This window comes from Pseudomonas sp. NBRC 100443 (assembly GCF_030268185.1).
In the GTDB taxonomy this organism is placed as follows: Bacteria; Pseudomonadota; Gammaproteobacteria; order Pseudomonadales; family Pseudomonadaceae; genus Pseudomonas; species Pseudomonas citronellolis.
This window is the reverse complement of sequence record NZ_BSQE01000002.1, coordinates 34,843-61,366: the sequence shown is the minus strand read 5'-3', so window position 1 is coordinate 61,366 and position 26,524 is coordinate 34,843. Positions and strand designations below refer to the sequence as shown.

5 protein-coding genes are annotated in these 26,524 nt (G+C 67.9%); 3 read left to right on the top strand and 2 right to left on the bottom strand.

The window, feature by feature from the left end; all coding sequences use genetic code 11:
* The first annotated feature begins 330 nt into the window (after positions 1–330).
* Both QSJ95_RS02495 and QSJ95_RS02490 read left to right on the top strand, forming a co-directional pair.
* The gene (locus tag QSJ95_RS02495; protein WP_285639733.1) at positions 331–12,159 is read left to right on the top strand and encodes a retention module-containing protein; all 11,829 of its coding nucleotides are present in this window, start codon (positions 331–333) and stop codon (positions 12,157–12,159) included.
* 64 nt (positions 12,160–12,223) lie between these two features.
* Positions 12,224–12,556: a hypothetical protein gene (locus tag QSJ95_RS02490; RefSeq protein WP_009622277.1), complete on the top strand. Its 333-nt coding sequence runs from the start codon at positions 12,224–12,226 to the stop codon at positions 12,554–12,556.
* Between the two features lie 345 nt (positions 12,557–12,901).
* Here QSJ95_RS02490 and lapD read toward each other — a convergent pair whose 3' ends face one another.
* Together lapD and lapG are read right to left on the bottom strand one after the other, a co-directional pair.
* On the bottom strand, positions 12,902–14,854 hold the full coding sequence (lapD, locus tag QSJ95_RS02485; protein ID WP_285639730.1) for a cyclic di-GMP receptor LapD: 1,953 nt from the start codon (positions 14,852–14,854) through the stop codon (positions 12,902–12,904).
* Between the two features lie 10 nt (positions 14,855–14,864).
* The gene (gene lapG / locus QSJ95_RS02480) at positions 14,865–15,566 is read right to left on the bottom strand and encodes a cysteine protease LapG (RefSeq protein ID WP_423357989.1); all 702 of its coding nucleotides are present in this window, start codon (positions 15,564–15,566) and stop codon (positions 14,865–14,867) included.
* A gap of 422 nt (positions 15,567–15,988) precedes the next feature.
* Between lapG and QSJ95_RS02475 the strand changes: the two genes are divergently transcribed.
* Positions 15,989–26,521 (top strand): cadherin-like domain-containing protein, encoded by a 10,533-nt coding sequence (locus QSJ95_RS02475; RefSeq protein WP_285639726.1) that lies wholly within the window; start codon positions 15,989–15,991, stop codon positions 26,519–26,521.
* The last annotated feature ends 3 nt before the right edge of the window (positions 26,522–26,524 follow it).

Here is a 26,524-nt window from a genome sequence, read left to right as displayed (position 1 = left end):
CAGGGATATGGACAGCGATTCGTGTACCCAGGGGTGGCATCGAAGGACCGGCGAATGCGCTGCACGTGAGGAGGTCATTGGCGCCCGGAGCCCCGTTGGAAATTTTTTCGCGGGGCTCTTTGACATCACAGTGACATCGTTTTGCCAATTGTTTAGGATGCCTCGGAAATGGTCAATAGATTGGCATAAACCTAATCGCGAAAACTCATTAAGCCAATTAGTTGACGCCTGTTTTCCAGCTCCAACAGACAAGGGAATGCCACCTGGCGCGCCGCAATCAGGGCCGCGACCCGGCCGGCACGCCAGCATCCGCCTCAGGGGAGAAGTGCAATGAGCAGCGTCGTCGCAGTGGTGAAAAGCGTCATCGGGCAAGTGCTGGCGGTATCCGCCGAGGGGCAGCGGCGGGTGCTGGTCGAGGGCGACCGCCTCTTCCTCGGCGACCTGGTGCAGACCGGCGACGCTGGCGCGGTGGCCCTGCAATTGCCCGACGGCCGCGTGCTCGACCTGGGCCGCGACAGCCAGCTGAGCGCCAGCGAACTGGCACCCCATGCGCCGGCCCAGCCCGCCGTCACGGCCAGCGCCGAGGAACTGCAGAAAGCCATCGCCGCCGGCGCCGACCCGACCCAGACCCTCGCCCCCACCGCGGCCGGCCCGGGCGCCAGCGCCGCTGGCAGCGGCCCGGCCGGTGGCGGCCACAGCTTCGTGCTGCTGGAGGAAACCGGCGGCCACGTCGACCCGAGCATCGGCTACACCACCAGCGGCCCGGGCGCTGCCGGCCAGGGCGACGGCGAGCGCCAGCAGGAGCAGGCGCCGAACCTCGCGCCCAGCTTCGTCGACGACCAGGGCAACGCCCTCGCCGGCCTGCAGCTGAGCACCGCCGAGGACACCCTGCTGCAAGGCGCCTTCCAGGCCCGCGACCCGAACGGCGACAGCCTCACCTACTCCCTCGCCCGGGGCCCGGCCAACGGCAGCCTGATCGTCAATGCCGACGGCACCTGGCAGTACCTGCCCAACCCCGACTACAACGGCGCCGACAGCTTCGTGGTGACGGTCACCGACAACCGCGGCGCGTCCAGCAGCCTGACCGTCGACATCGGCGTGAGCGCAGTCAACGACGCCCCGGTGGCCAGCGGCAGCTACGGCGCCACCCTGGTCGACACAGCGGCCAACGACAGCTTCGCCGACATCAAGGGCCAGCTGCAGGCCAGCGACGTCGACGGCGACCAGTTGACCTGGAGCGGCAGCGCCAAGGGCGCCTTCGGCCAGCTCACGGTCAGTCCTGACGGCAGCTACGTCTACGTGGTCGACGCCGCCGCGGTGAACGCCCTGCCGGCCGGCCAGCACCCGCAGGACAGCTTCACCGTCACCGTCCGCGACCCGTCCGGGGCCAGCGACACCCGGGTGATCGACATCGACATCCAGGGCGCCAACGACACGCCGCAAGCCACCAGCGCCCAGGCCCAGGTCACCGAGGACGGGCAACTCACCGGCCAGATCGCCGCCAGCGACCCCGACACCGGCAGCAGCCTGACCTTCAGCGTCGACGGCAAGGCCCCCGCCGGCTTCACCCTGCAGCCCGACGGCAACTGGAGCTTCGACGGCAAGGACCCGGCCTATCAGCACCTGGGCGAAGGCCAGACCCAGGTGATCGTCGTCCCGGTGGTGGTGACCGACGACCAGGGCGCCAGCAGCTCCAGCACCCTGACCATTACCGTCACCGGCACCAATGACGCGCCAGTTGCCCAGGCGGGCAGCGCGACTACCGCCGAGAACGATGTGCTGAATGGCCAGGTTCCGGCGGCCAACGATGTTGATGGCAGCATCGCCGGTTACCAGTTGGCCAGCGGTGTCGGTACTGGCAACGGCACGCTGACCTTCAACAGCGACGGTAGCTATAGCTTCGATCCGGGCCAGGATTTCGACAGCCTGCCGGCTGGTGTCAGCCGTGACATCACCTTCACCTACCAGGCCAAGGATGACAGCGGTGCGCTGAGCGATCCGCAGACCATCACCATTACCGTCACCGGCAGCAACGATGCGCCGGTCGCCCAAGCTGCCAGTGCCACGGTCAATGAAGACAGCCAGATCAGTGGCCAGCTGCAGGCCAGCGATGCCGACCAAGGGGCGCAACTGCAATTCGGTTCCGACAATCCTCTGCCCGCCGGCTTCACCCTGGGCCAGGACGGCAAGTGGAGCTTCGACGCCAGCAATGCTGCCTATCAGCACCTTGCCGAAGGCCAGACGCAGGTCATCAGCATTCCGGTGATCGTCACCGATGACCAGGGCGCTACCAGTGGCAGCCCCCTGACCATCACCGTCACCGGTACCAACGATGTGCCGATAGCGCAGGCATCCAGCGCAGCGGCCGACGAAGATCAGGTGAGCACCGGCCAACTGAGGGCCACCGACGCCGATGACGGCGCGGTCCTGACCTTCAGCGTCGACGGCAACGCACCGGCCGGCTTCACCCTGAAAGCCGACGGCAGCTGGACGTTCGATGGCAAGGACCCGGCGTACCAGCATCTGGCCAATGGCGAAACCCAGGTCATCAGCATTCCGGTAATCGTCACTGACGACCAGGGAGCCAATACCACCAGCACTCTGACTCTGACCATCACTGGTACCAACGACGCACCGGTAGCCCAGGCGGACAGTGCCGCCGTCAACGAAGACAGCCAGATCAATGGCCAGTTGCAGGCCTCCGACGCAGACCAAGGGGCGCAGCTGCAGTTCGGCTCCGACAGCCCCCTCCCCGCCGGCTTCACGCTGGATCAGGACGGCAAGTGGAGCTTCGACGCCAGCGATGCCGCCTATCAGCACCTGGCTGCCGGTCAGACGCAGATCATCAGCGTTCCGGTGGTCGTCACCGATGATCAGGGGGCTACCAGTGGCAGCACCCTGACCATCACCGTCACTGGCACCAATGACGTACCAGTGGCCCAGGCTGCGAGCGCTGCAGTCGATGAAGACCAGGTGAGCACCGGGCAACTGACGGCCTGCGACGCCGACGACGGCGCGGTCCTGACCTTCAGCATCGACGGCAATGCACCGGCCGGCTTCACCCTGAAAACCGATGGCAATTGGTCGTTCGACGGCAAGAACCCGGCGTACCAGCATCTGGCCGATGGAGAGGCCCAAGTCATCAGCATTCCGGTGATCGTTACCGACGAGCATGGCGCCACCAACACCAGCACTCTGACGCTGACCATTACCGGCACCAACGACGCACCGGTGGCCCAGGCCGCCAGGGCCGCGGTCAACGAAGACAGCCAGATCGATGGCCAACTGCAGGCCACTGATGCCGACCAGGGGGCCCAGTTGCAATTCGGCTCGGACAGCCCCCTACCCGCCGGCTTCACCCTGGGCCAGGATGGCAAGTGGAGCTTTGACGCCAGCGATGCCGCCTATCAGCACCTGGCTGCGGGACAAACCCAGGTCATCAGCATCCCGGTGGTCGTCACCGATGACCAGGGGGCTACCAGTGGCAGCACCCTGACCATCACCGTCACCGGAACCAACGATGTCCCCGTCGCCCAAGCTGCCAGCGCAGCAGCCGACGAAGACCAGGTGAGTACAGGCCAACTGGTAGCCACTGACGCCGATGATGGCACCGTCCTGACTTTCAGCATCAACGGCAATACACCCGCCGGCCTCACCCTGAAAACCGATGGCAGCTGGACCTTCGATGGCAAGGACCCGGCCTATCAACATCTGGCGGATGGTGAGACGCAAGTAATCAACATCCCGGTCATCGTCACCGATGACCATGGAGCTACCAGCTCCAGCACCCTGACCATTACCGTCACCGGGACCAATGACGCACCGGTCGCCCAGGCTGGCAGCGCTACGACCGAAGAAAACACCATCCTCAATGGCCAAGTCCCGGCGGCCAGCGATGTCGACGGCACCATTGTCGGTTACCAGTTGGCCACCGATGTCGGCACCGGCAACGGCACGCTGACCTTCAACTCCAATGGCGGCTATACCTTCGATCCGGGCCACGACTTCGACAGCCTGCCGGCCGGTGTCAGCCGCGACGTCACCTTCACCTACCAGGCCAAGGATGACAGCGGCGCGCTGAGCGATCCGCAGACCATCACCATCACGGTCACCGGCACCAACGACGCACCGATTGCTCAGGCTGGCAGCGCGACGACCGAAGAGAACACCGTTCTCAATGGCCAAGTCCCGGCGGCCAGCGATGTCGACGGCACCATTGTCGGTTACCAGTTGGCCACCGATGTCGGCACCGGCAACGGCACGCTGACCTTCAACTCCAATGGCGGCTATACCTTCGATCCGGGCCACGACTTCGACAGCCTGCCGGCCGGTGTCAGCCGCGACGTCACCTTCACCTACCAGGCCAAGGATGACAGCGGCGCGCTGAGCGATCCGCAAACCATCACCATCACGGTTACCGGTACCAACGACGCCGCCGTCATCACCGGCGCCCAGGTCAGCATCAACGAGACCAACGCCCCGATCACCACCGGCGGCCAACTGACCGTCACCGACGTCGACAGCCCGGCCACCTTCGTCGAGCAGACCAACGTCGCCGGCCAGTACGGCCACTTCAGCCTGGCTGCCGACGGCACTTGGAGCTACACAGCCGACTCGGCCTACAACCAGCTGAATGTCGGCCAGTCGCTGACCGACACCTTCACCGTTACCAGCGCCGATGGCACCACCTCCAGCGTCAGCGTGACCATCGACGGCACCAACGACGCCGCCGTCATCACCGGCGCCCAGGTCAGCATCAACGAGACCAACGCCCCGATCACCACCGGCGGCCAACTCACCATCACCGACGTCGACAGCCCGGCCACCTTCGTCGAGCAGACCAACGTCGCCGGCCAGTACGGCCACTTCACCCTGGCTGCCGACGGCACCTGGAGCTACGTCGCCGACTCGGCCTACAACGAGCTCAAGCTGAACGAAACCCTGACCGACACCTTCAATGTCCAGAGCGCGGACGGCACCCAGTCCAGCGTCACCGTCAACATCGTCGGCAGCAACGATGCACCGGTGGCCCAGGCCGCCAGCGCCAGCGCCGTGGAGGGCGGCAGCCTGCAGCCGGGCGTCGTCGCCGGCGCCACCGATGGTTCGGCGCTGACGCTGACCATCACCACCACCCAGCCGGGCGAAGCCATCAGCTTCAACTGGACCTTCACCACCCAGGACTACGCGCCCTACAGCGACTTCGCCTTCGTGCAGGTCAACGGCCAGGTCGTCACCCTGCTGAGCAGCGTCGCCGCGGTGGGCGACTACGGCACCTCTGGCCCGCAGACCTTCAGCCACACCTTCGACCAGCCGGGCACCTACACCCTGGTGATCGGCGTGGCGGACAGCGGCGACAGCTCCGTCGACTCCACCCTGGTACTGAGCAACCTGCCGCCGCAAGCCAGCGTCGTCGGCTCGGTCGGCCAGGCGGTACAAGACGGCGCGGGTTGGACCCTCACCAGCAACGGCGCGAACAATCAGGCCCTGGTCGACCAGCTCAAGCCGGTCAGCGAGATCACCGGCCAGCTGCAGGCCAGCGACGTCGACCATGGCGCCCAGCTGAGCTACTCCGTCGACGGCGCCGCGCCGGCCGGCTTCACCCTGCACAGCGACGGCAGCTGGGTCTTCGATGCCAAGGACGCGGCTTACGACAGCCTGGCCGCGAACCAGGTGAAAGTGCTGCAGATCGGCTTCACGGTGACCGATGAACACGGCGCCACCGGCAGCAGCACCCTGACCCTGACCATCACCGGCACCAACGATGCGCCGGTGGCCAACGCCGACCAGGCGCTGACGCCGATCAACGTGGCGCTGCCGAGCATCGACGTGCTCGGCAACGACAGCGACGTCGACGGCGATGCGCTCAGCGTCACCAAGGCCGTGCTCGCCGACCCCAGCCAGGGCAGCGTCAGCATCAACCCCGACGGCACCCTGAACTTCGTGCCCGCCGAGAACGTCAGCGGCAGCGTGGTGATCCACTACGAGATCAGCGACAGCCACGGCGCCAGCGACAGCAGCAGCCTGACCGTGCAGGTGGGCGGCAACACCCCGCCCCAGGGCGCCGATGGCAGCGCCAGCCTGGACGAGGACAGCAGCCACAGCTTCAGCGCCGCCGACTTCGCCTTCAACGACACCGATGCCGGCCAGCACCTGCAGGCCGTGCGCATCGACAGCCTGCCGGGCGCCGGCAGCCTGACCTTCGACGGCGTCGCCGTCGTCCCGGGCCAGGTGATCGCCGCCGCCGACCTCGGCAAGCTGACATTCACCCCCGACGCCAACGACAATGGCGCTCCCTACGCCAGCTTCGGCTTCAGCGTGCAGGACAGCGCCGGCGCCTTCGACAGCGCTTCGCACACCTTCACCCTGGACGTCACCCCGGTGGACGATCCCTCGGTGCTGCTCCCGAACGTCGCGAGCATGGACGAGGACGACGGCAGCGCGACCGGCAACGTGCTGGACAACGACAGCGACGTGGACAACACGCTGAGCGTAAGCAGCTACAGCGTCGCCGGCTTCAGCGGCAACATCGCCGCCGGCACCGGCACCACCATCGTCGGCGTCGGCAGCATAGTGATCGATGCGAACGGCCACTACAGTTTCACCCCGGACGCCAACTACCACGGCGCCGTGCCGCAGATCACCTACACCACCAACACCGGCGCCAGCTCGACCCTGGACATCACCGTGAACTCGGCGAACGACCTGCCGGTGGCCGAAAACGCCAACAAGACCACCCTGGAAGACACGCCGGTTTCCGGCCAGGTCGTCGCCAGCGACGTCGATGGCGATGCCCTTACCTACACCCTGAAGCCGAGTAGCGGACCGATGAACGGCACCCTGGTACTCGACTCCAGCAACGGCAAATACACCTACACCCCGGACCACGACTACAACGGCAACGACAGCTTCACCGTGGTGGTCAGCGATGGCCAGGGCGGCACCGTCGAGTCCGTCGTCAGCATCACGGTCACGGCGGTGAACGATGAGCCGGTGACCGCCGACAACAGCAACACCACTGCCGAGGACACCGCCGTCTCCGGTCAGGTCGTCGCCAGCGACGTCGACAAGGACACCCTCACCTACACCCTGAAACCGGGTAGCGAGCCACAGCACGGCACCCTGGTACTCGACTCCAGCAACGGCAAGTACACCTACACCCCGGACCACGACTACAACGGCAACGACAGCTTCACCGTGGTGGTCGGCGATGGCCAGGGCGGCACCGTCGAGTCCGTCGTCAGCATCACCGTCACGGCAGTGAACGATGCCCCCATCGCACACGATGACAGCGCCACGATCGATGAAGACCACAGCGTCACCATCGACGTGCTGGCCAACGACACCGACATCGACAGCAGCAGCCTGAGCGTCACCGGCGCCAGTGCCAGCCATGGCAGCGTGACCATCAACCAGGACGGCACCCTGACCTACACCCCGGACGCCAACTACGGCGGCAGCGACACCATCGTCTATACGATCAGCGACGGCGATGGCGGCACCAGCAGCGCCAGCGTGACCGTCGGCATCACCCCGGTGGCCGACGCGCCGCTGCTCAGCCTCGACGCCTCCAGCGGTCATCCGGCGTCCACCGGCCTCACCGTGCAGAGCTGGACCGGCCTGGCCCTGGGCAGCAACGGCAACGGCATCAACCCGGACACCCTGCAGAGCGTCATCGACGCCGCCGGCGCGCCGGCCAGCACGTCCTCCACCAACAGCGTGAGCAACGGCAGCGTCAGCGCAGGCACCGCCACCAAGGTCAGCGGCCTGATCTTCCTCGAGGCCGGCCACACCTATACCTTCGCCGGCGTCGGCGACGACAGCATCCGCCTGGTGGTCGGCGGCACCAAGGTCGCCGAAGCCACCTGGAGCGGCTCCAGCGGCAAGTTCAGCGGTACCTTCACCCCCAGCGAGAGCGGCTACTACACCCTGGCGCTCTACCAGCACAACCAGAGCGGCCCGGGCAACTACAGCCTGACGCTTTCCGACAACGGCAGCCCGGCGCAGACCCTCGGCACTGGCAGCGCCCTGCTCTACCACGACGGCAGCGAACTCACCGCCGCCGGCGAGCGCCTGGCGGACCTGGCCGGCAGCAACGGCCAGGGCTACTACCAGGTCTACGGGCTGAACGAAGGCCGCGAGGACAGCAGCATTCCGCTGTCGAAGGTCAACGCCGCGCTGGTCGATACCGACGGCTCGGAAACCCTCAAGGTCAGCATCGGTTCGATCCCGCTCGGCGCGGTCCTCAGCGACGGCACCCTCAGCTTCACCGCCGGGGCCGACAAGACCAGCGTCGACGTCACCGGCTGGGACCTGGGCAAACTCACCATCACCCCGCCGCAGGACTTCAACGGCAGCTTCCAGTTGCAGGTCAGTGCCACCGCCAGCGAAACGGCCAACGGCGACCAGGCCACCAGCAGCCAGACGCTGACGGTGCAGGTCCATCCGGTCAACGACGCCCCGGTATTCACCAGCGCCGCCAGCCAGAGCACCGTGGAAGACAGCGTGCTGCACGGCCAGCTCGGCGCCAGCGACATCGACGGCGACAACCTGACCTACGCCCTGAAGAACGGCGGCAACCCAGCCCATGGCAGCGTGGTGGTCAACGGCGACGGCAGCTACAGCTACACCCCGGCGGCCGACTACAACGGCCCGGACAGCTTCGTCGTCACAGTCAGCGACGGTCATGGCGGCGAGGCCGAGCAACTGGTGACGGTCACCGTCACCCCGGTCAACGACGCCCCGGTATTCACCAGCCCGGCCAGCCAGAGCATCGCGGAAGACGACGTGCTCCACGGCCAGCTCGGCGCCAGCGACGTCGACGGCGACGCCCTGAGCTACGCCCTGAAGAACGGCAGCGCTCCGGCCCATGGCAGCGTGGTGGTCAACGGCGACGGCAGCTACAGCTACACCCCGCTGGCCAACTATAACGGCACCGACAGCTTCACCGTCACAGTCAGCGACGGCCAGGGTGGCCTGGCCGAGCAACTGGTGACGGTCACCGTCACCCCGGTCAACGATGCCCCCGTGGCCGCCAGCGACAGCAAGACCACTGGCGAGAACAGCGTGCTCAGCGACCAGGTGCCGGCTGCCAGCGACATCGACAGCCCGGTCAACCCCAGTGGCTACGCCCTGGTCAGCGGCCCGGGCACCGGTAACGGTAACCTGACCTTCAACGCCAACGGCAGCTACGTATTCAACCCGGGCAGCGACTTCGACAGCCTGGCCCCGGGCGAAAGCCGCCAGGTCAGCTTCACCTACACCGCCAAGGACAGCGCCGGCGCCACCAGTGCCCCGGCCACCGTGACCATCACCGTGACCGGCGCCAACGACGCGCCCACCGGCAGCGACGGCACCATCACGCTGAATGAAGACAGCAGCCGCAGCTTCAGCGCCCTCGACTTCGGCTTCAACGACGTCGACCACAACGACGCCCTCGGCGCGGTGCGCATCGACAGCCTGCCGGGCGCCGGCAGCCTGACCTTCAACGGCGTCGCCGTCACCCAGGGCCAGGTGATCGCCGCAGCCGACCTGGGCAAGCTGGCCTTCACCCCGGCGGCCAACGCCAATGGCAACAACTACGCCAGCTTCACCTTCTCGGTGAAGGACAGCAACGGCGCCTTCGACAGCACGCCGAACAAGCTCACCGTCAACGTCACCCCGGTCAACGACGACCCCGTGGCGGTCAACGACCACTACCTGGTCGGCGGCCTGCAGGGCAACTACTGGGGCTACCGCGAGGGCACCGACGGCAACAACCTGACCAGCCTGAGCATGGTCAGCGCGTTCATCGCCAAGAACACCCCCAGCGCGACTTTCACCGCTACCGCACTGGACTACGGTAATGGCGTAAGCAATAACCTGGGCGGCGACAAGCAGTTGCAGAAGTTCCTCGGCAGCGACGCCGCCTCGCTGAGCACCGACCCGGCCAACACCAGCGACGCCATCGTCCAGCTCACCGGGCTGGTCAACCTCGCCGCCGGCAACTACACGTTCAAGGTGACGGCGGACGACGGCTACAGCATCCGCATCGACGGTGTGGAAGTAGCCAAGGTCGATGCCAACCAGAGCGCCAGTACATTGGTGTCGCCGGTCTTCACCGTCGCCCAGGGCGGCAACCACCAGATCGAGATCCTCTACTGGGACCAGGGCGGCAACGCCCAGCTGAAGGTCGAGCTGGCCCCCGCCGGCGGCAGCCACAGCGTGCTCGGCGGCAGCAGCCTCAGCCACCCCCTGGCCGAACTGGTGACCAACGAAGACACCGCCCTGACCATCGCCGCCAATACCCTGCTGGGCAACGACAGCGACGTCGACGGCGACAGCCTGTCCATCCTCAGCGTGCAGGGCGCGGTCAACGGCACGGTGAAGCTGGAGAACGGCAACGTCGTCTTCACCCCGGCCAAGGACGTCAACGGCACCGGCAGCTTCACCTACACCGTCAGCGACGGCCACGGCGGCACCTCCACCGCCACCGTGACCGTCGGCATCAATGCGGTGAACGATGCGCCGGTGGCCAAGCCCGACATCGCCTCGACCCAGGAAGACAAGCCCGTCACCCTCAACGTGTTGGCCAACGACAGCGACGTCGACGGCGACAGCCTGAGCGTCACCAGCGCCTCCGCCAGCAACGGCAGCGTGACGGTCAATGCCGACGGCACTCTGACCTACACGCCCAAGGCCAACTTCAGCGGCAGCGACAGCATCACCTACACCATCAGCGATGGCCACGGCGGCACCGCCAGCTCCACGGTGGCGCTCAGCGTCACGCCGGTGGCCGACGTGCCGCTGCTCAATAGCGGCAGCATCTTCGCGCTCAACCCCGGCGCCACCAGCATCAGCACCACCCAGGGAATCACCCAGGCCAACCTGGAAACCGAGACCGGCCTGAAGTCGGGTGCCCTGGACGGCATCAATCCACCGGCCGGTAACGGTACCGGTACCAGCGACCCGGGTAACGTCGACGTCATCGACGGCTCGCTGACCAGCTCGGATTACACGCTCAAGGCCGGCACCCAGGTCAACTTCGCCTGGAACTTCACCAACGGCGAAAACTCCGGCAGCGAGATCAGCAATGGCTTCAACGACATAGTCGCGCTGGTGGTCACCGGTCCCGACGGCACCCGCACGCTGATCCAGGTGACCTCCTCCGAGCAGCGTGGCGCCAGCGTCAACGGCAGTGGCGTACAGAGCTACACCGCCAGCAGCAGCGGCAACTATCACTTCGACTGGCTGGTGCTCAACGGCGGCGACGCCAACAAGGACTCCAGCCTGAGCCTTGATCCTCCCACCTTCACCCTGGGCGGCAAGACCTACGGTGCGCCGATCAACGTCGGCATCAACGCAGCCCTGAGCGATACCGACGGCTCGGAAAGCCTCTCGGTGAAGATCACCGGCATGCCCAACGACGCCACCTTCACCAGCGGCACCCACAACGCCGACGGCAGCTGGAGCTTCACCCAGGCGCAGCTGCACGACCTGCAACTGCTGCCGGCCAGCGGCTACAACGGCACCCTGACCCTGGGCGTCACCGCCATCGCCACCGAGTCCGACGGCAGCACGGCCAGCGCTACGCAAACGCTGAGCATCACGGTGGCCTCGACCAACAGCAGCGGCAACGACCTGCTGCACGGCTACGGCACCAACAGCAGCAATAGCACCACCGACACCCTCAATGGCGGCGACGGCCACGACATACTCTACGGTGGCGCGGGCAACAGCATCCTCAATGGCGGTACCGGCAACGACACCCTGTATGGCGGCCTGGGCAACGACACCCTCGACGGAGGCAAAGGCAACGACCTGCTGGTCGGCGGCAAGGGCGACGACACCCTGACCGGCGGCGACGGCGCCGACACCTTCATCTGGCGCGCAGGCGACACCGGCAAGGACACCATCACCGACTTCAAGCCCACCGACGGCGACCGCATCGACCTGGTGGACCTGCTGCCGGATGCCGCGCACAACGACATCCTCAGCTACCTGAAGGTGGACACCGCGACCTCGACCCTGCAGATCAGCACCACCGGCCAGGTGAACAGCTCGCCCGACGTGACCATCAAGCTCACCGGCGTCGACCTCAAGACCTACGGCGCGACCTCGGCGGACATCGTCAAGTCGCTGGTGGCCGGCGCCGACCCGCTGGTGAAGACCGAGCACCACTGAGCCCGCCTGGCGGCGCCCCACGGGGCGTCGCCAGGTATCCCGAACACCTGATGGAGACGAGGCGATGCCTTACATCCAGCGTGACGCCGAAGGCCGGCTGATACGCGTCGAAAGCGCCGCCTTCGCCGGCATGAGCGGCAGCCTGGCCGACGACGACGAGGAAGTGCACGCCTGGCGCGAGGCCGAATACAGCCTGCGCCAGTTGCAACGCAGCGACCTGGAGATGATCCGGGTGCTGGAGGACCTGATCTCGGTGCTGATGGCCAAGGGCGTGATCCGTATTACCGACCTGCCCGAGGCGGCGCGCTCCAAGCTGCTCAGCCGTACCCAGGCGCGTGAGGCGCTGGGAGGCCTGCATCGGTTGATCGACGAGGAGGAGGATGGGGGGTTGATCTGACATCGCGAACAGCGCTTGCGCCGGCCCGAAGGGGAATGACCCAGTGACCTTCATGTCGCCTGGTCTCCTGAGCGGGTTTCGCTCGGTCTTCTGAAGAAACGTTCCGATGCGTGCGGATATTTCTGCGTAGGTTCCAGGAAGCACGGCTTTTCGTAGGATGGCGCTGAGCGAAGCGATACCCATCAGCGCAACCGCATGGGTTTCGCAAGCTCAACCCATCCTACGAAGAGCGCCTCGGCACAAGACAGTTGCTCCTACGGCTCCAGGAAGCGCGGGTGTAGGAGCGCGCCCTGCGCGCGAATCGCGGACAGAGTCCGCTCCAACGGGGGGACGGAACAGCCGTCGCTAACCCCGCCCCCACGGCCGCGGCGCGCCGAACAGTTGCCCCTGCGCCCCCTCGATGCCCATCCCGCGCAGCACGCGGAATTCCGCTTCGGTCTCGACGCGTTCGGCGATCAGCGGCAGGTCGATGCTGTGCGCCGCGTGCTGCATGGCCTCGATGAACAGGCGCTTGTCGTTCTCCACGTCGATGGCGCGGATGTGGCTGCCGTCGATCTTCAGGTAGGCCAGGCCCAGGCGCGCCAGGTTGCCGATCATGCTGAAGCGCCCGCCGAAGTGCTGCAGCGCCAGGCCGTAGCCCAGCTCGCGCAGGCGGCGGGTGAGTGCCTCCAGCGCCGCCTGGTCGGGCAACTGGTCTTCTTCCAGCTCCAGCACCAGGCGGCTGCCGTACTGCGGGTGCTGGCGCAGGCGTTCGAAGGCGCGGGCCAGGGCGCGTTCGTCGCGCAGCAGCGCGCCCGAGAGGTTCAGTGCCAGCACCTGGTCGTGGCCGGCCAGGTGCGCCAGGGTCAGGTCGAGCATCAGCAGGTCCAGCTGCGCCGACCAGCCGAAGCGCTCCAGCCAGGGCAGGAAGCGGCCCGCCGCGAGGCTGCCGCCCTGCCCGTCCGGCAGGCGCGAGAGCACCTTGTGGTGCAGCACCAGCTCGGTGTCCTCGCAGGCCACCACCGGCTGGAAGTACAGCTCGAAGCGCTTCTCGCGCAACGCCCGCTCCAGCAGTTGGTGCCAGCTGTGGCGCGCGTCGGCCACCGGCGCCGCTTCGCTGTCCAGCCGTGCCCAGGCACTGTGCTGCTGGCGTTCGGCCTGGGCCAGGGCCTGGTCGACGCGCAGCATCAGGCTGGCCGGCGCCTCGCCGGGATGGAACGGCACCAGGCCGAAGGCCGCCACCCGCGGCTGGTCGCTGGCGCCGGTGCTGGCCAGGCTGGCGAGCATGCCCTCCAGGCGCGTGGCCAGTTGCTCGGCGTCTTCCTCCAGCAGCCCGGGGGCCAGCAGGGCGAACTCGCCGCCGCGGGTGCGCGCCAGGGTGCGCCCGGCGCCCAGGCCCTGGCTGGCGCGCTGCAGTTGTTCGGCTACCGCCTTGAGCAAGGCGTCGGTGTGCTGGGCGCCCAGGCGCAGGTTGAGGCCGGCGAGGTCGAGCACCCGCAGCAACAGCAGGTAGCCGCTGCTGACCTGGTCCTCGGCGCTCAGCCGCGCCTGCAGCTGCAGGTCGAAGAAGCGCCGGTTGCCCAGGCCGGTCAGGCTGTCCTGGTAGGCCTCGTCGCGCAGCCGCTCGCTGCGTTCGGCCTGTTCCTGGAACAGTGCCTTGAGCTTCTCCACCATCTGGTTCATCGCCTGCACCACGCGGCGCAGTTCCGGGGTGCGCGGTAGCTCAGGCAGACTGAGGAACTCACGGCGGGCGATGGCGTGGGACTGCGCCACCATGTAGTCCAGCGGGCGTAGCTGGCGGCGCAGCAGCCAGGCGCCGAGCAGCGCGCTGGCCACCCCGCACAGCAGCAGCCAGCCGAGGCTGCCCAGGGCGCTCTGCCAGAGCTTGGCGATGGCGAACATCGGGTGGCTCACCACCTCCACCCGCGCCGCCTGGGTCCAGCCGCGGCTGACCACGGCGTCGCCGCCGGCGGACGGCAGGCCGATCAGCGAGACGAACCACTGCGGCGCGCCCGAGGCCACCGCGTCCGGCACGCCCTGGCGCTCCACCAGCACCTTGCCGGTGGCCAGGTCGACCACGCGGATGCGCTCGAAATAGCCGCTGTCGAAGATCGAGCTGACCATCAGCTCGACCATCGCCGGGTCGTCGATGTGCGGGGTGAGCGACAGGCCCAGCGCCGTGGCGGCGTCCTGGGCGTGGGAGCGCAACTGGTTGACGTACTGCTCGCGGGAGCTTTCCAGGCCGACCATGAAGCTGCCGCCGAAGGCCACCACCAGGAACAGGCAGATGGCGATCAGGAGTTGTTTGAACAGGGACATCTCGACTCCGCTACTCGCGCGAGGGGAACCCCTCGGCCTCCATTTTCCGCAACAGGTCCTGCCAGCGCGACAGCCGCTTGCTGTCGCCCACCTGCTTGCCTCCACCGCCGTCGGCCAGCCACAGCCCCTCGCCGTTGAAGGCGTACACCGGCTGCAGGTCGTCGCGCTGCGAGGCCGGCAGGATGCTGCCGATCAGGTTGTCCAGCACCAGCGGCACCGCTTCGGGCCGCGGGTAGTAGGTCAGCACCATGTGCGCCTGGTTCAGGCGCAGCGCCTTGACGTAGGTGATGCGCAACTTCTGCGCCGGCACCCCGAGGTGGCGCAGGCTGACGTACTTGGCGATGGCGAAGTCCTCGCAATCGCCGGCCCCCTTGAGCAGGGCCTCCACCGGCGTGGCCCAGTAGTCCACCTGGTGCCACAGGCCGAGGTCGTCGGTGAAACGCAGCTGGCGATTGAAGAAGTCGTTGACCGCCCGCAGCTGCTCCTGCTCGTCGGCGCCCGCCTCGTCGGCCAGCACCCGCTGCCAGGCCTCGATGCGTGCGCGCCCTGCCCCCAGCGGGCCATACAGCGCCTCGGCGCGGCGGGCGATCAGGGTGAAATCCCAGTCCGCCTCCAGCCACCCGGGGAGCCATGCAAAGGTAGCGGTCACGACCACGGTGGCCAGCCACGGCAACCTCCGCCGCGGGCCCCCCATTCGCCCGTTCGACAACATCGTCACTTCCTGCCAGCGGACCATCCGGCGCCCCACGGGGGCCGGCGCCGCATGGTGCGGGCTGGCGCGGGAAAAGGCAATGGCAATATGGAATCATCGAAACAGTGCTGCAGGCTCCCCCGCCTGCCCGCAGCCGCTTGTCACAAAAGGAATACATCCGGGCCACGGCGGTTTCCCGAGGCGCAGTTGTGCAGTGGAAGAAGCGATCCAGAGCGCTTGGCGAATCATGACCATCAGGTCATGAAATACTTACCTGCGGCTTCATTCATCAAGTGCATATACCTCAGAAACTTCCTTAAGAAATTGATGTAACAAAACTGAGCAAATCCACGATTCCTGACTAGGCTAATGGCCAGGGAAAAGCTCGCGTTAGAAGTCCGGGCGTTGTTTTTCGATCGCTGATTTCTGATGTGGGAATTCGTATGGACATGTCGAAACCAAGCCGTCCGATCGCTGCGTTCCGGCCCCGTAGCCAGGCCCTGGCCCTGGAACCCAGGATTCTCTTCGACGGCGCCGCCGCCTCCGCGGCCGACCAGCAGCACCACGCCAGCGACCACGCCGACCAGAGCGACGCCAGCCACACCCCCAGCACCCCGGACGCCGCCGCGGCCAAGGCCCCGGGCCAGCCGCGCACCCTGGTGGTGCTGGACAGCCGTGTGGAGAACCGCGAGCAACTGACCGCCAACCTCGCGGCCAACGTCACCACCCTGGTGGTGGATGCCGGCCAGGACGCCCTGGCGGCGATCAGCGCGGCGCTGGCGCAGCTGGGCAAGGTCGACTCGATCCAGATCTTCTCCCACGGCGCCTCCGGCCAGTTCACCCTGGGCAACCAGACCTTCACCGCGGCCAACCTCGACCAGTTCGGCAGCACCCTGAACAGCTGGCGCGGCGAACTCGATGCCGGCGCCGACATCCAGCTCTACGGTTGCGCCGTGGGCGCCGGCAGCGCCGGCCAGGCCCTGGTCGACCGCCTGGCGCAATGGACCGGCGCCGACGTCGGCGCCTCCAGCAACGCCACGGGCGCCAGCGCCGCCGGCGGCGACTGGAACCTGGAGGTGCGCCACGGCGACCTGGACAAGAGCATCGCCCTGTCCGCCAGCACCCTCGACCATTTCCAGGGCCTGCTGGCCGACGCCGACCCCACCACCAGCATCGGCAGCGGGGCCGCGGTGCGCCTGGGCGACGACGTCACCTTCACCGTCAGCTTCAGCAACCCCTCGGCCCAGGTCGGCTTCGCCCCCTACATCGACCTGTTCCTGCCGGCCACCGGGCGCGACGGCGACGACGGCCTGAGCTTCGTCAGCGCCACCTACCTGGGCCAGACGGTGAAGTCCTTCGTCGTCACCTTCGACGCCAACGGCAATGCCACCCACCCGCTGGCCAAGGACGCCAACGGCAACGCCCTGGTGATCAACGCCGCCAGCGTCGGCATGAAGCCGGGCGATCAGATGGTGGTACTGCAGCTGCCCTACGCCAGCGTCACCAACGGCCAGCCGAGCATCGACGTGCAGGTCACCGCGCACCTGAGCGACCTGGCCGACACCAGCCTCTCCGACGGCGCCCCCAACCTGACCATCAACGCCCGCGGCGGCTTCGAGTACGGCAACGATTCGCTGAACAACCCCACCCTCGACCCCAGCCGGGTGGAAGGCTCGCTGCATGCCTTCGTGGTCACCCCGACTCTGCTCAGCGTGACGCAGACGCTGGACATGCCCGAGGGCGAGACCGTCACCGGCCCGAACTACACCCGTACCGAGAGCGTCACCGTGACCCCGGCCGACGGCCAGACGCTGACCGACGTCACCATCACCCAGACGGTGCCCGCCCAGGTCCACGTCAGCGCCATCACCCCCGGCGCCGGCGGTACCCTGACCTCGGTGACCCTGCACGACGGCACCGTGCTGACCAACCCGGCGCTGATCGCCGTGGCCCTGGCCAACCCGAGCGTCTTCATCAGCAGCTACAGCATCCACTACGACACCCTGAGCGGCCCCAGCACCACCCAGGTCAGCTTCTACGTACCGGAAATCGACGCCAACGGCGCCCCGGTGATCGACCCGAGCACCGGTAACCCGGTGACCATCACCTTCGGCACCGCCACCGCGAGCGGCAACTGGAACCCGCTCGACCCGCGCGACCGGCCCACCGACCCGGATGGCTACCCCTTCACCATCACCGGCGATGGCCAGGGCATCACCTTCGTCGCCAAGTCCATCACCCTGCTCAAGCAGGTGAACCTGCAGAGCGACGTCGGCACCCCCGGACTGACCCCCGGCGACACCCTGCGCTACACCATGGACATCGCCATCTCCGACTTCTTCGGCTTCGGCGAGAACATCCTCCAGCAGGGCCGCTTCACCATCACCGACCAGCTCGGCGACGGCCAGACCTTCGATACGGCCAACCCACCGACCCTGGTCATCCGCCAGGGCGCCAACAGCCAGACCATCGCCCTGGTCTACACCGCCACGCAGAACGCCGACGGCAGCACCACCCTGGTCTTCGACATCGCCCAGTCGATTCTCAACGCGGTGGGCGGCGCCGGCCTGGGCGCCCTGTTCGGCGACCTGGCCCGGGACGACGTGCAGGACGGCGCCGTTCACGCCTTCATCACCTACGACGCCACGGTGGACACCACCTACACCACCGACCACCCGCCCCACGACCAGCTCAACGAGGGCGACAGCATCGGCAACAGCGCCACGGTCAACGCCACCGTGATACGCGACGCCGTCAACCTCGGCAGCGAACAGACCGATGGTTCCAGCACCACCAGCACCATCCAGAGTTCCAGCGTCGACATCGAACTGACCACGGTGAATGGCGGCACGCCGCCGGCCGACGGCGAGCTGCGCCCCGGCGACGTGGTCACCTTCACCATCAGCTACGACCTGCTGGTGGCCGACTACGAGAACTTCAAGCTCGTCGCCTACCTGCCGCTGCCGCTGCTGGACGCTACCGGCATCGCCTGGAGCGTCGGCAGCGGCGTGGGCCAGTGGTCCTTCGGGCCGGACAACACCATTCTCGACGTGCCGGACAGCGTCACCACCGGCCCGGGCAACTCGATCGTCTTCGACTTCGGCGACTTCATCTCCGGCGGCCTCGACGGCGGCACGGTGCAGGTGCACTTCACCATGGTCGTCGGCGACCAGCCCTTCGCCGACCAGCGCTCGCTGGACGTGCTGGCGCAATCCAGCCAGACCACCACCATCGACAAGGACGTGCTGGTCTCCTCCGATGTCGCGGTGATCGCCTCGATCGCCGAGCCGGTGCTGGACATCAAGCACGGCGTGGTTTCCAGCAGCAACGGCAGTGTCACCGGCACCAGCGGCAACTGGACGGCGCCGGGTACCGGCGGCAAGCCCTTCAGCGGCAACGTCACCGACCTTGCGGCGATCAACGGCGACGTCAGCGGCATCGACGGCGGCGACACCCTGCGCCTGGCCACCGCCATCGAGAACAGCGGTGGCGGCGCCGCCTACGACGTCAGCACCAGCATCACCCTGCCGCCGGGGCTGGCCTTCGTCGGCGGCAGCCTGGGCGCGGCCAACCTGCAGGTCTACCGTGGCGACGGCACGCTGCTGGCGCTCGGCACCGACTACAGCATCAGCGGCAACACCATCACCTTCCTCGACGCCAATGGCCAGGCGACCCTGCTGGCCGGGCGCAGCGGCACGGCCAACGACCTCTCCGGCGCCAACCTGGTGGTGATCACCTACGACGTCACCGTCGACAACGCCATCCTCGCCTCGCGCACCCTGCAGAGCAGCGCCGCGTTGACCAACTACGCCAGCGTCGAGGGCGGCCAGGACTTCACCCCCACCGACCTGACGGAAATCGCCAACCAGCAGGTGGCCGCGCCGACCCTCGTCAAGAACTACAAGGACGGCAGCCTCAGCGACGACGACTCCAGCGCCGGCCACACCAGCGGCAGCAACCTGGTGATCGGCGAGGGCATGACCTACGACATCGTCGTCACCCTGCCAGAAGGCGGCACCGCCAACCTGCGCATCGACGACCTGATCCCCCCGGGCCTGCGCCTGGACCCGCGCTTCAACGGCAACCTCGGCTACCAGATCATCACCACCGCGGCCGGCAGCGGCGCCCTGGGCCAGGACTTCAACGGCACGCTGAGCGTCTCCAGCTTCAGCGCCGACGGCAGCGACGGCGGCGACATGCGCCTGGTGTTCAGCACTGCCGGCGCCACGGCCGACAACAACACCGGCAACAATGCCTTCGTCATCCGCCTGGTGCTGGTGGCCAGCAACGTGCCGGGCAACCAGGCCGGGGTCAGCCTGAACAACGGCGCGCAACTGGTCTACAGCGACCCGGACGGCGACGCCCCCAACGGCGCCACCGCCCTCGACCGCACCGTGGCCAGCGCCCAGCAGCCCGGCGTGGCCATCGTCGAGCCGACGCTCACGGTGACCCAGCAGATCACCTCCAGCGGCGGCCTTGGCGGCTACGACCAGGGCGACACCATCAGCTTCGACATCACCATCGCCAACAACTCCGGCACCGATGCCTTCGACCTCAGCCTGCTCGACCTGCTGCCGACGGAAATCGACGGCCTGACCATCACCAACGTGACCTACAACGGTGGCGCGACCAACAATGGCGGGCCCGGCTTCGTCATCCTCAACGGCCAGTTGGTCAGCGCCGGCGGCGCCAATATCGACATCGCCAACGGCGGCAGCATCGTCATCAGCCTGAGCGGCGTGGTCAACGCCAGCGCCGCCGGCGAGGCGGCCATTCCGAACAACGCCGAAGTGCGCTGGACCAGCCTCGACGGCAGCAGTAGCGCCACCGACACCGCCAACGGCGAGCGCAGCGGCGACGACGGCCTGCTCGGGGGCGGCACCCTGAACGACTACCGGGTCATCTCGCCGCTGCTGATCCCGGTGGCCAACGGCATCCAGATCTCCCGCGTCGGCGGCATGCAGGACACCCCGCCGCCCAGCGATGCCGGCGGCACCAACACCGCGGCCCTCGACGAACAGGTGGCGGTGGGCGAAGTGATCCGCTACCGCGTGGCGGTGCTGGTGCCCACCGGCGACAACCCCAACTACCAGGTCCGCATCGAACTGGCCGCCGGCCTGGAATTCATCCCCGCCGACCTCAACAACATCCTCATCGCCCTGGTCTCGAGCAACCTCAACGGTCTGTCCAGCGACATCACCCTGACCAGCAACGGCCAGCTATGGATGAACGGCAACGAGGCCAGCGACGTGGCCCAGCCGATCAGCGCCAGCCTCGGCGGCACCGTGCCCGTCGGCCGGTTCGACGCCAGCGGCGGCCGCCTGGACATCGTCACCAACGCCGACGGCAGCCAGACGGTGACCTTCAACCTGGGCAACCTGACCAACACCGAGGCCAACGACAGCGACCTCGAAGGGGTGGTCCTCGAGTTCAACGTGCGCGTCACCAATGTCAGCGGCAACCAGGCCGGCAAGCAGCTCGGCGTGAGCGCCCACGAACACGTCGGCCTGGACGGCGGGGTCGACCGCGGCAAGAGCGACACCCTCTTCGAAACCGTGGTGGAGCCCAGCCTGGCCGGGCTGGACAAGCACGTCATCGACATCCAGCCCGGCGCCGGAAACACCACAGATACCACCGTCTCGGTCAGCTTCACCCAGAACGGCAGCGTGCCGGCCTACAACATCCACCTGCAGGACCAGTTCCCCAACGGCAGCAACTACCAGGTGCAGGGCATCCTGCTCAACGGCGTGGCGCTGAACCTGGCCAACCTGCCGGAAGGCGTCGCCTTCAGCGACGGCAGCGCCATTTCGGTGGACTTCGCCCGGCTCGCCCCCAACGACCAGGTGCAGGTGATCTACAGCGTCACCCTACCCAACGGCGTGATCGCCGACGACGCCAGCAGCGCCGCGGTGCTCACCTGGACCAGCCTGCCGACGGACTTCGAAAACACCGGCTGGGGCGGCTCCCTGCCCGGCAGCGGCGGCAGCACCGATGGCGAACGCAACGGCCAGGATGGCGCCAGCGGGCTGAACAACTACGTCCTCAGCGAGGGCGCGGGCATGGGCGTGGTCCAGGGCACCCTATGGAACGACAGCCGGTCCGCCACCAGTATCGCCACCCCAGACGGCCCGGGCCTGGACGGCGTGGCCGTACAGCTGACCTGGGCCGGCGCCGACGGCCAGTTCGGCACCGCCGACGACCGCGTGTTCAATACCGTCACCGCCAACGGCGGCATCTACCAGTTCGCCATCCTGCCCGCCGGCAACTACCTGATCGCCGTGCCGCAGGACTATCAATTGGCGGCCAACAACCGCTTCCACATCCGCATCGACACCGACACCGGCACCAGCGCCGCCGGGCTGGGCACGGTGAGCCTCGCCCTGGGCGAAGGCGCCACCGGCACCGCCGATTCGGGCTACGTGCACCTCAACGAGGCGCCGATCAACACCGTCACCGACCAGCACGGCACGGAAGACACGGTGCTGCACATCGTCGGCCTGGTCACCAGCGACGTGGACGTCAACGCCGGCAACGCCGACGGCATCATGAGCATCACCCTGAGCGTGCAGCACGGCGTGCTCTGGCAGTCGGCCACGCCGCCCGCCGCCGATGCCACGCCGCCCACCGGCGCCGGGCGCACCCTGGTGCTGAGCGGCACCCTGCAACAGCTCAACATCCTGCTCGGCCAGCTCTATTACAAGGGCGACCAGGACTTCAACACCTTCCGCGACAGCGAAACCCTGACCATGGTCACCAACGACCAGGGCAACTTCGGCGACAAGGACGGCGACGGCATCCCCGGCGAGAACCTGGACGATGCCCTGAGCGACACCGACACGGTGAACATCGTCATCGACCCGGTGAACGACGCGCCTCAAGCCAACAACGACATCGCCATCGCCGTGGAGGCCGGCGGCTCCAACAACGCCAGCCCCGGCACCAACCCCACCGGCAACGTGCTGGCCAACGACACCGACGTCGACATCCAGACCAACAACGACTTCCTCAGCGTCACCCACATCGCCAGCAACGCCAACCCCGCCGGGCTGGACCTGCCGTCCAGCGGCGTCATCAGCATCCAGGGGCGCTACGGCACCCTGCTGATCAACGCCAACGGCGGCTACCAGTACATCGTCGACAACAGCAACCCGACGGTGCAGGCGCTACGCACCGCCAACGACCGCCTCAGCGACTTCTTCGACTACGACCTGGTCGACAGCGGCGGCCTGACCAGCAGCGCCGTGCTGCAGATCAACATCCACGGCGCCAACGACACGCCGGTGGCCGCGCCCGACACCGGTATCGCCATCGAGGCCGGCGGCACCCTGAACGGTACCGCCGGCCAGGACGCCACCGGCAACGTGCTGAGCAACGATACCGACGTCGACTCGGTGGCCCTGGGCGAGACCAAGACGGTCAGCCTGGCCCGCTACGACGGCCCGGGTGGCGGGCGCGTGATTCCGGTCGCCAGCGGCCAGCCGGCGGTGATACAGACCGCTTTCGGCAGCCTGACGCTCAACGCCGACGGCAGCTACCGCTATGTGATCGACAACGACAGCCCGGCGGTGCAGGCGCTGTCCCCCGGCCAGACACTCACCGAAATCTTCACCTACCAGGTCACCGACGCCGGCGGCCTGAGCGCCATCACCACCCTGACCATCACCATCCAGGGCGCCAACGACGCCCCGCTGGCGGTCGACGACCAGGGCAGCGCCAGCGCCGGCGCCAGCGACGGCAGCCCGGCGCCGGTGAACGCCAGCGGCAACGTGATCACCGGCGCTGCCGGCGTCGGCACCGATACCGACGTCGACAACCTCGACCAGCCCAACGCCGACGTGCTCAAGGTCGACGGCGTGCGCAGCGGCCTGGAAAGCGCCGGAGGCAGCTTCACCGCGGTGCCGGCCAGCGGCTCGGTGAGCCTGACCACCGAAGTGGCACGCCTGGCCAACGGCAGCCTGATCAACGGCAACTTCGGCCAGCTCAGCCTGAGCGCCGACGGCAGCTACAGCTTCTTCGTCAACAGCGCCAACCCGGACATCCGCGCCCTGGGCGCCGGCGAAAGCCTGGAGGTGATCGTCACCTACCAGATCCATGACAGCGGCGGGCTGACCGACCAGGCGCAACTGGTGATCACCGTCACCGGGGTCAACGACCCGCCACAGATCAACCCGGTGACTGTCGATGCCATCGAGGCCGGCGGCCTGAACAACGCCACCGCGGGCCTGGACCCCAGCGGCAACATCGCCACGTCCTACAGCGACCCGGACGGCGATACCCTGACCATCACCGCCATCGTCAGCCCCACCGGCGCCAACGGCACCGTCGGCCAGAGCCTGGCGGGCAACTACGGCAGCCTGGTGCTCGACGCCCAGGGCAACTACAGCTACGTGATCGACAACAACAATGCCGCCGTTCAGGCCCTGCGCACCGACGCCGAGCGCCTGACCGAGGTATTCCAGTACAGCGTCAGCGACGGTAACGGCAAGACCGTCACCGCCACCTTCAGCGTGGTGATCCACGGCCGCAACGACACCCCCATCGCCAGCGAAGACGCCCCCATCGCCGTCGAGGCTGGCGGCACCGACAACGGCACCCCGGGCACCGACCCCAGCGGCAACGCCCTGCTCAACGACACCGACGTCGATGGCGGCGACGGCAAGACCGTCGATGGCCTGCGGACCGGCGCCCTGGCCGCCGGCGGGAGCTTCGTCCAGGTCGGCGCCGGCAACACCTCGGTGGCCGGCAGCTACGGCAGCCTGAGCATCGACGCCAACGGCAACTACGTCTACACGGTCAACAACGGCCTGGCCGCGGTGCAGGCACTGAAGGCCGGCGAGAGCCTCAGCGAAGTCTTCACCTACCAGATGCACGACACCGCCGGGGCCACCTCCCAGGCGCAGATCCGCATCACCATCCAGGGCGCCTGGGACGCGCCGGTGGCCCACGACGACCTGGACTTCGCCGTGGCCACCGACGACGACGGCAATGGCGGCAGCAATCCGATCGGCAACGTGCTGCCCAACGACACCGATGTCGACGCCGGCGACCACAAGACGCTGACGGGCATCGGCCTGGGCGCCGAAGGCGACAACCCGGCGCTGACCGGCGTGCCCGGCGGCACCACCCAGGCCAACGGCCAGGTGCTGGTCGGCCAGTACGGCACCCTGACCATCGGCGCCGACGGCAGCTACCAGTACGTGGTCGACTCCAGCAACGACGTCATCATCGCCCTCGGCCCGCTGGGCTTCGTCATCGAGCAGTTCACCTACCAGGTGACCGACGACGGCGGGCTGAGCGACACCGCCACCCTGAACATCGTCATCCGCGGCCAGGACCAGCCGCCGATCACCGCGCCCGACCAGGGCACCGCGGTGGAGGCCGGCGGCCTGAACAACGCCACGCCGGGCAGCGACCCCGGCGGCAACGTGCTGGACAACGACCACGACCCGGACACCATCGACCTGTTCCCGGAACAGATGACCATCCTCGCGTTCTGGAGCGGCGACCGCCCCCTGCCCGGCGACGCCGCCGCGGCCGGGCAGACCCTGCGCGGCCAGTACGGCGACCTGCGGATCAACGCCGACGGCAGCTGGAGCTACATCCTGGACAACAGCCTGGCAGCGGTGCAGGCCCTGCGCGTCAGCGGCCAGACCCTGGTGGAACGCTTCACCTACCAGGTCACCGACATCTGGGACGCCACCAGCAACGGCGTGCTGACCATCACCATCGACGGCCGCAACGACACCCCCATCGCCCAGGACGACGCCGCCATCGCCGTGGAGGCTGGCGGAGTGAACAACGGCACCCCGGGGGTGGACCCCACCGGCAACGTGCTGGACAACGACAGCGACGTCGACGGCGTGCAATACGGCGAGACCAGGCAAGTGATCTTCTTCAGCGGCGAGAACGGCCAGCAGGCCCAGGCCGGGCAACGTCTTGCCGGGCGCTACGGTGTGCTGCTGCTCAACGCCGACGGCAGCTACCGCTACGAGGTGAACAACGCGGACCCGGTGGTGCAGGCCCTGCGCACCGCCGGCGAGACCCTGCGCGAAGTCTTCACCTACCGCATGCGCGACACCGCCGGCGCTACCTCCGATGCGCGCCTGACCGTGACCATCCAGGGCGCCGACGACAACCCGGTGGCGCGCAACGACAGCAACACCGCCAGCGACCAGGTGGTCGCGCCCCAGGCCAGCGGCAACGTGCTGCCCAACGACAGCGACGTGGACGGCGGCGACCGCCTGAGCGTAGTCGGCGTGCGCGTCGGCGCGGAAAACGCCAGCGGCGCGGCCGGCAGCGTCGGCCAGGTGCTGGCCGGGCGCTACGGCTTCCTCACCCTCAATGCCGACGGCAGCTACACCTACAGCATCGACCAGACCAACCCCGAGGTGCTCGCCGCCGCCGGCCTGGGCCGGGTGCTGCAGGACGTCTTCACCTACACCGTCGCCGACCTCGCCGGCGCCACCGACCAGGCCGAGCTGACCATCACCCTGGAGATCGCCTCGCCCTACATCCAGCCGCCGGCCGGCCCCTACTTCGGCCAGCGCCCCGGCGACGGCCAGCGCAATGCCCCCGGCCTGGGCCTGGAGCCGGCGATCTTCGTGCTGCCGGAAGTCGAGAGCATCGAGCAGCGCCTCATGCAATCCATGTGGCACGTCGACGGCAACCGCGCCGACCTGTTCCTCACCCCCGAGGTCGAGGTGGACTCGATCGGCGCGGGCCTGGGCCTGGTGCCCGGCCAGTACGTGGCCCAGGCGGTGGCCGAGAGCCGCGAAGCCAGCGAACGGGAAAGGGCCTGGATCGACGGCCGCCACGGCCGCGCCAACCTCAGCGCCGACGGCCTGCTCAGCGAGCCCTCGCTCTGGGCGCCGCGCGCCAGCGACCTGGTACCGGCCGCCGAGAAGCCCGCGCAGACCGCCCGCGGCTTCCGCCAACAGCTGCGCGAAGCCGCGCAACGCAGGGGGAGCGCGAATTGAATC

Bases quoted from the DNA above. Each gene is read 5' to 3' on its own strand.
- QSJ95_RS02475 (WP_285639726.1), top strand. From the start codon at position 15,989: ATGGACATGTCGAAACCAAGCCGTCCGATCGCTGCGTTCCGGCCCCGT.
- QSJ95_RS02490 (WP_009622277.1), top strand. From the start codon at position 12,224: ATGCCTTACATCCAGCGTGACGCCGAAGGCCGGCTGATACGCGTCGAA.
- lapD (WP_285639730.1), bottom strand. From the start codon at position 14,854: ATGTCCCTGTTCAAACAACTCCTGATCGCCATCTGCCTGTTCCTGGTG.
- lapG (WP_423357989.1), bottom strand. From the start codon at position 15,566: ATGTTGTCGAACGGGCGAATGGGGGGCCCGCGGCGGAGGTTGCCGTGG.
- QSJ95_RS02495 (WP_285639733.1), top strand. From the start codon at position 331: ATGAGCAGCGTCGTCGCAGTGGTGAAAAGCGTCATCGGGCAAGTGCTG.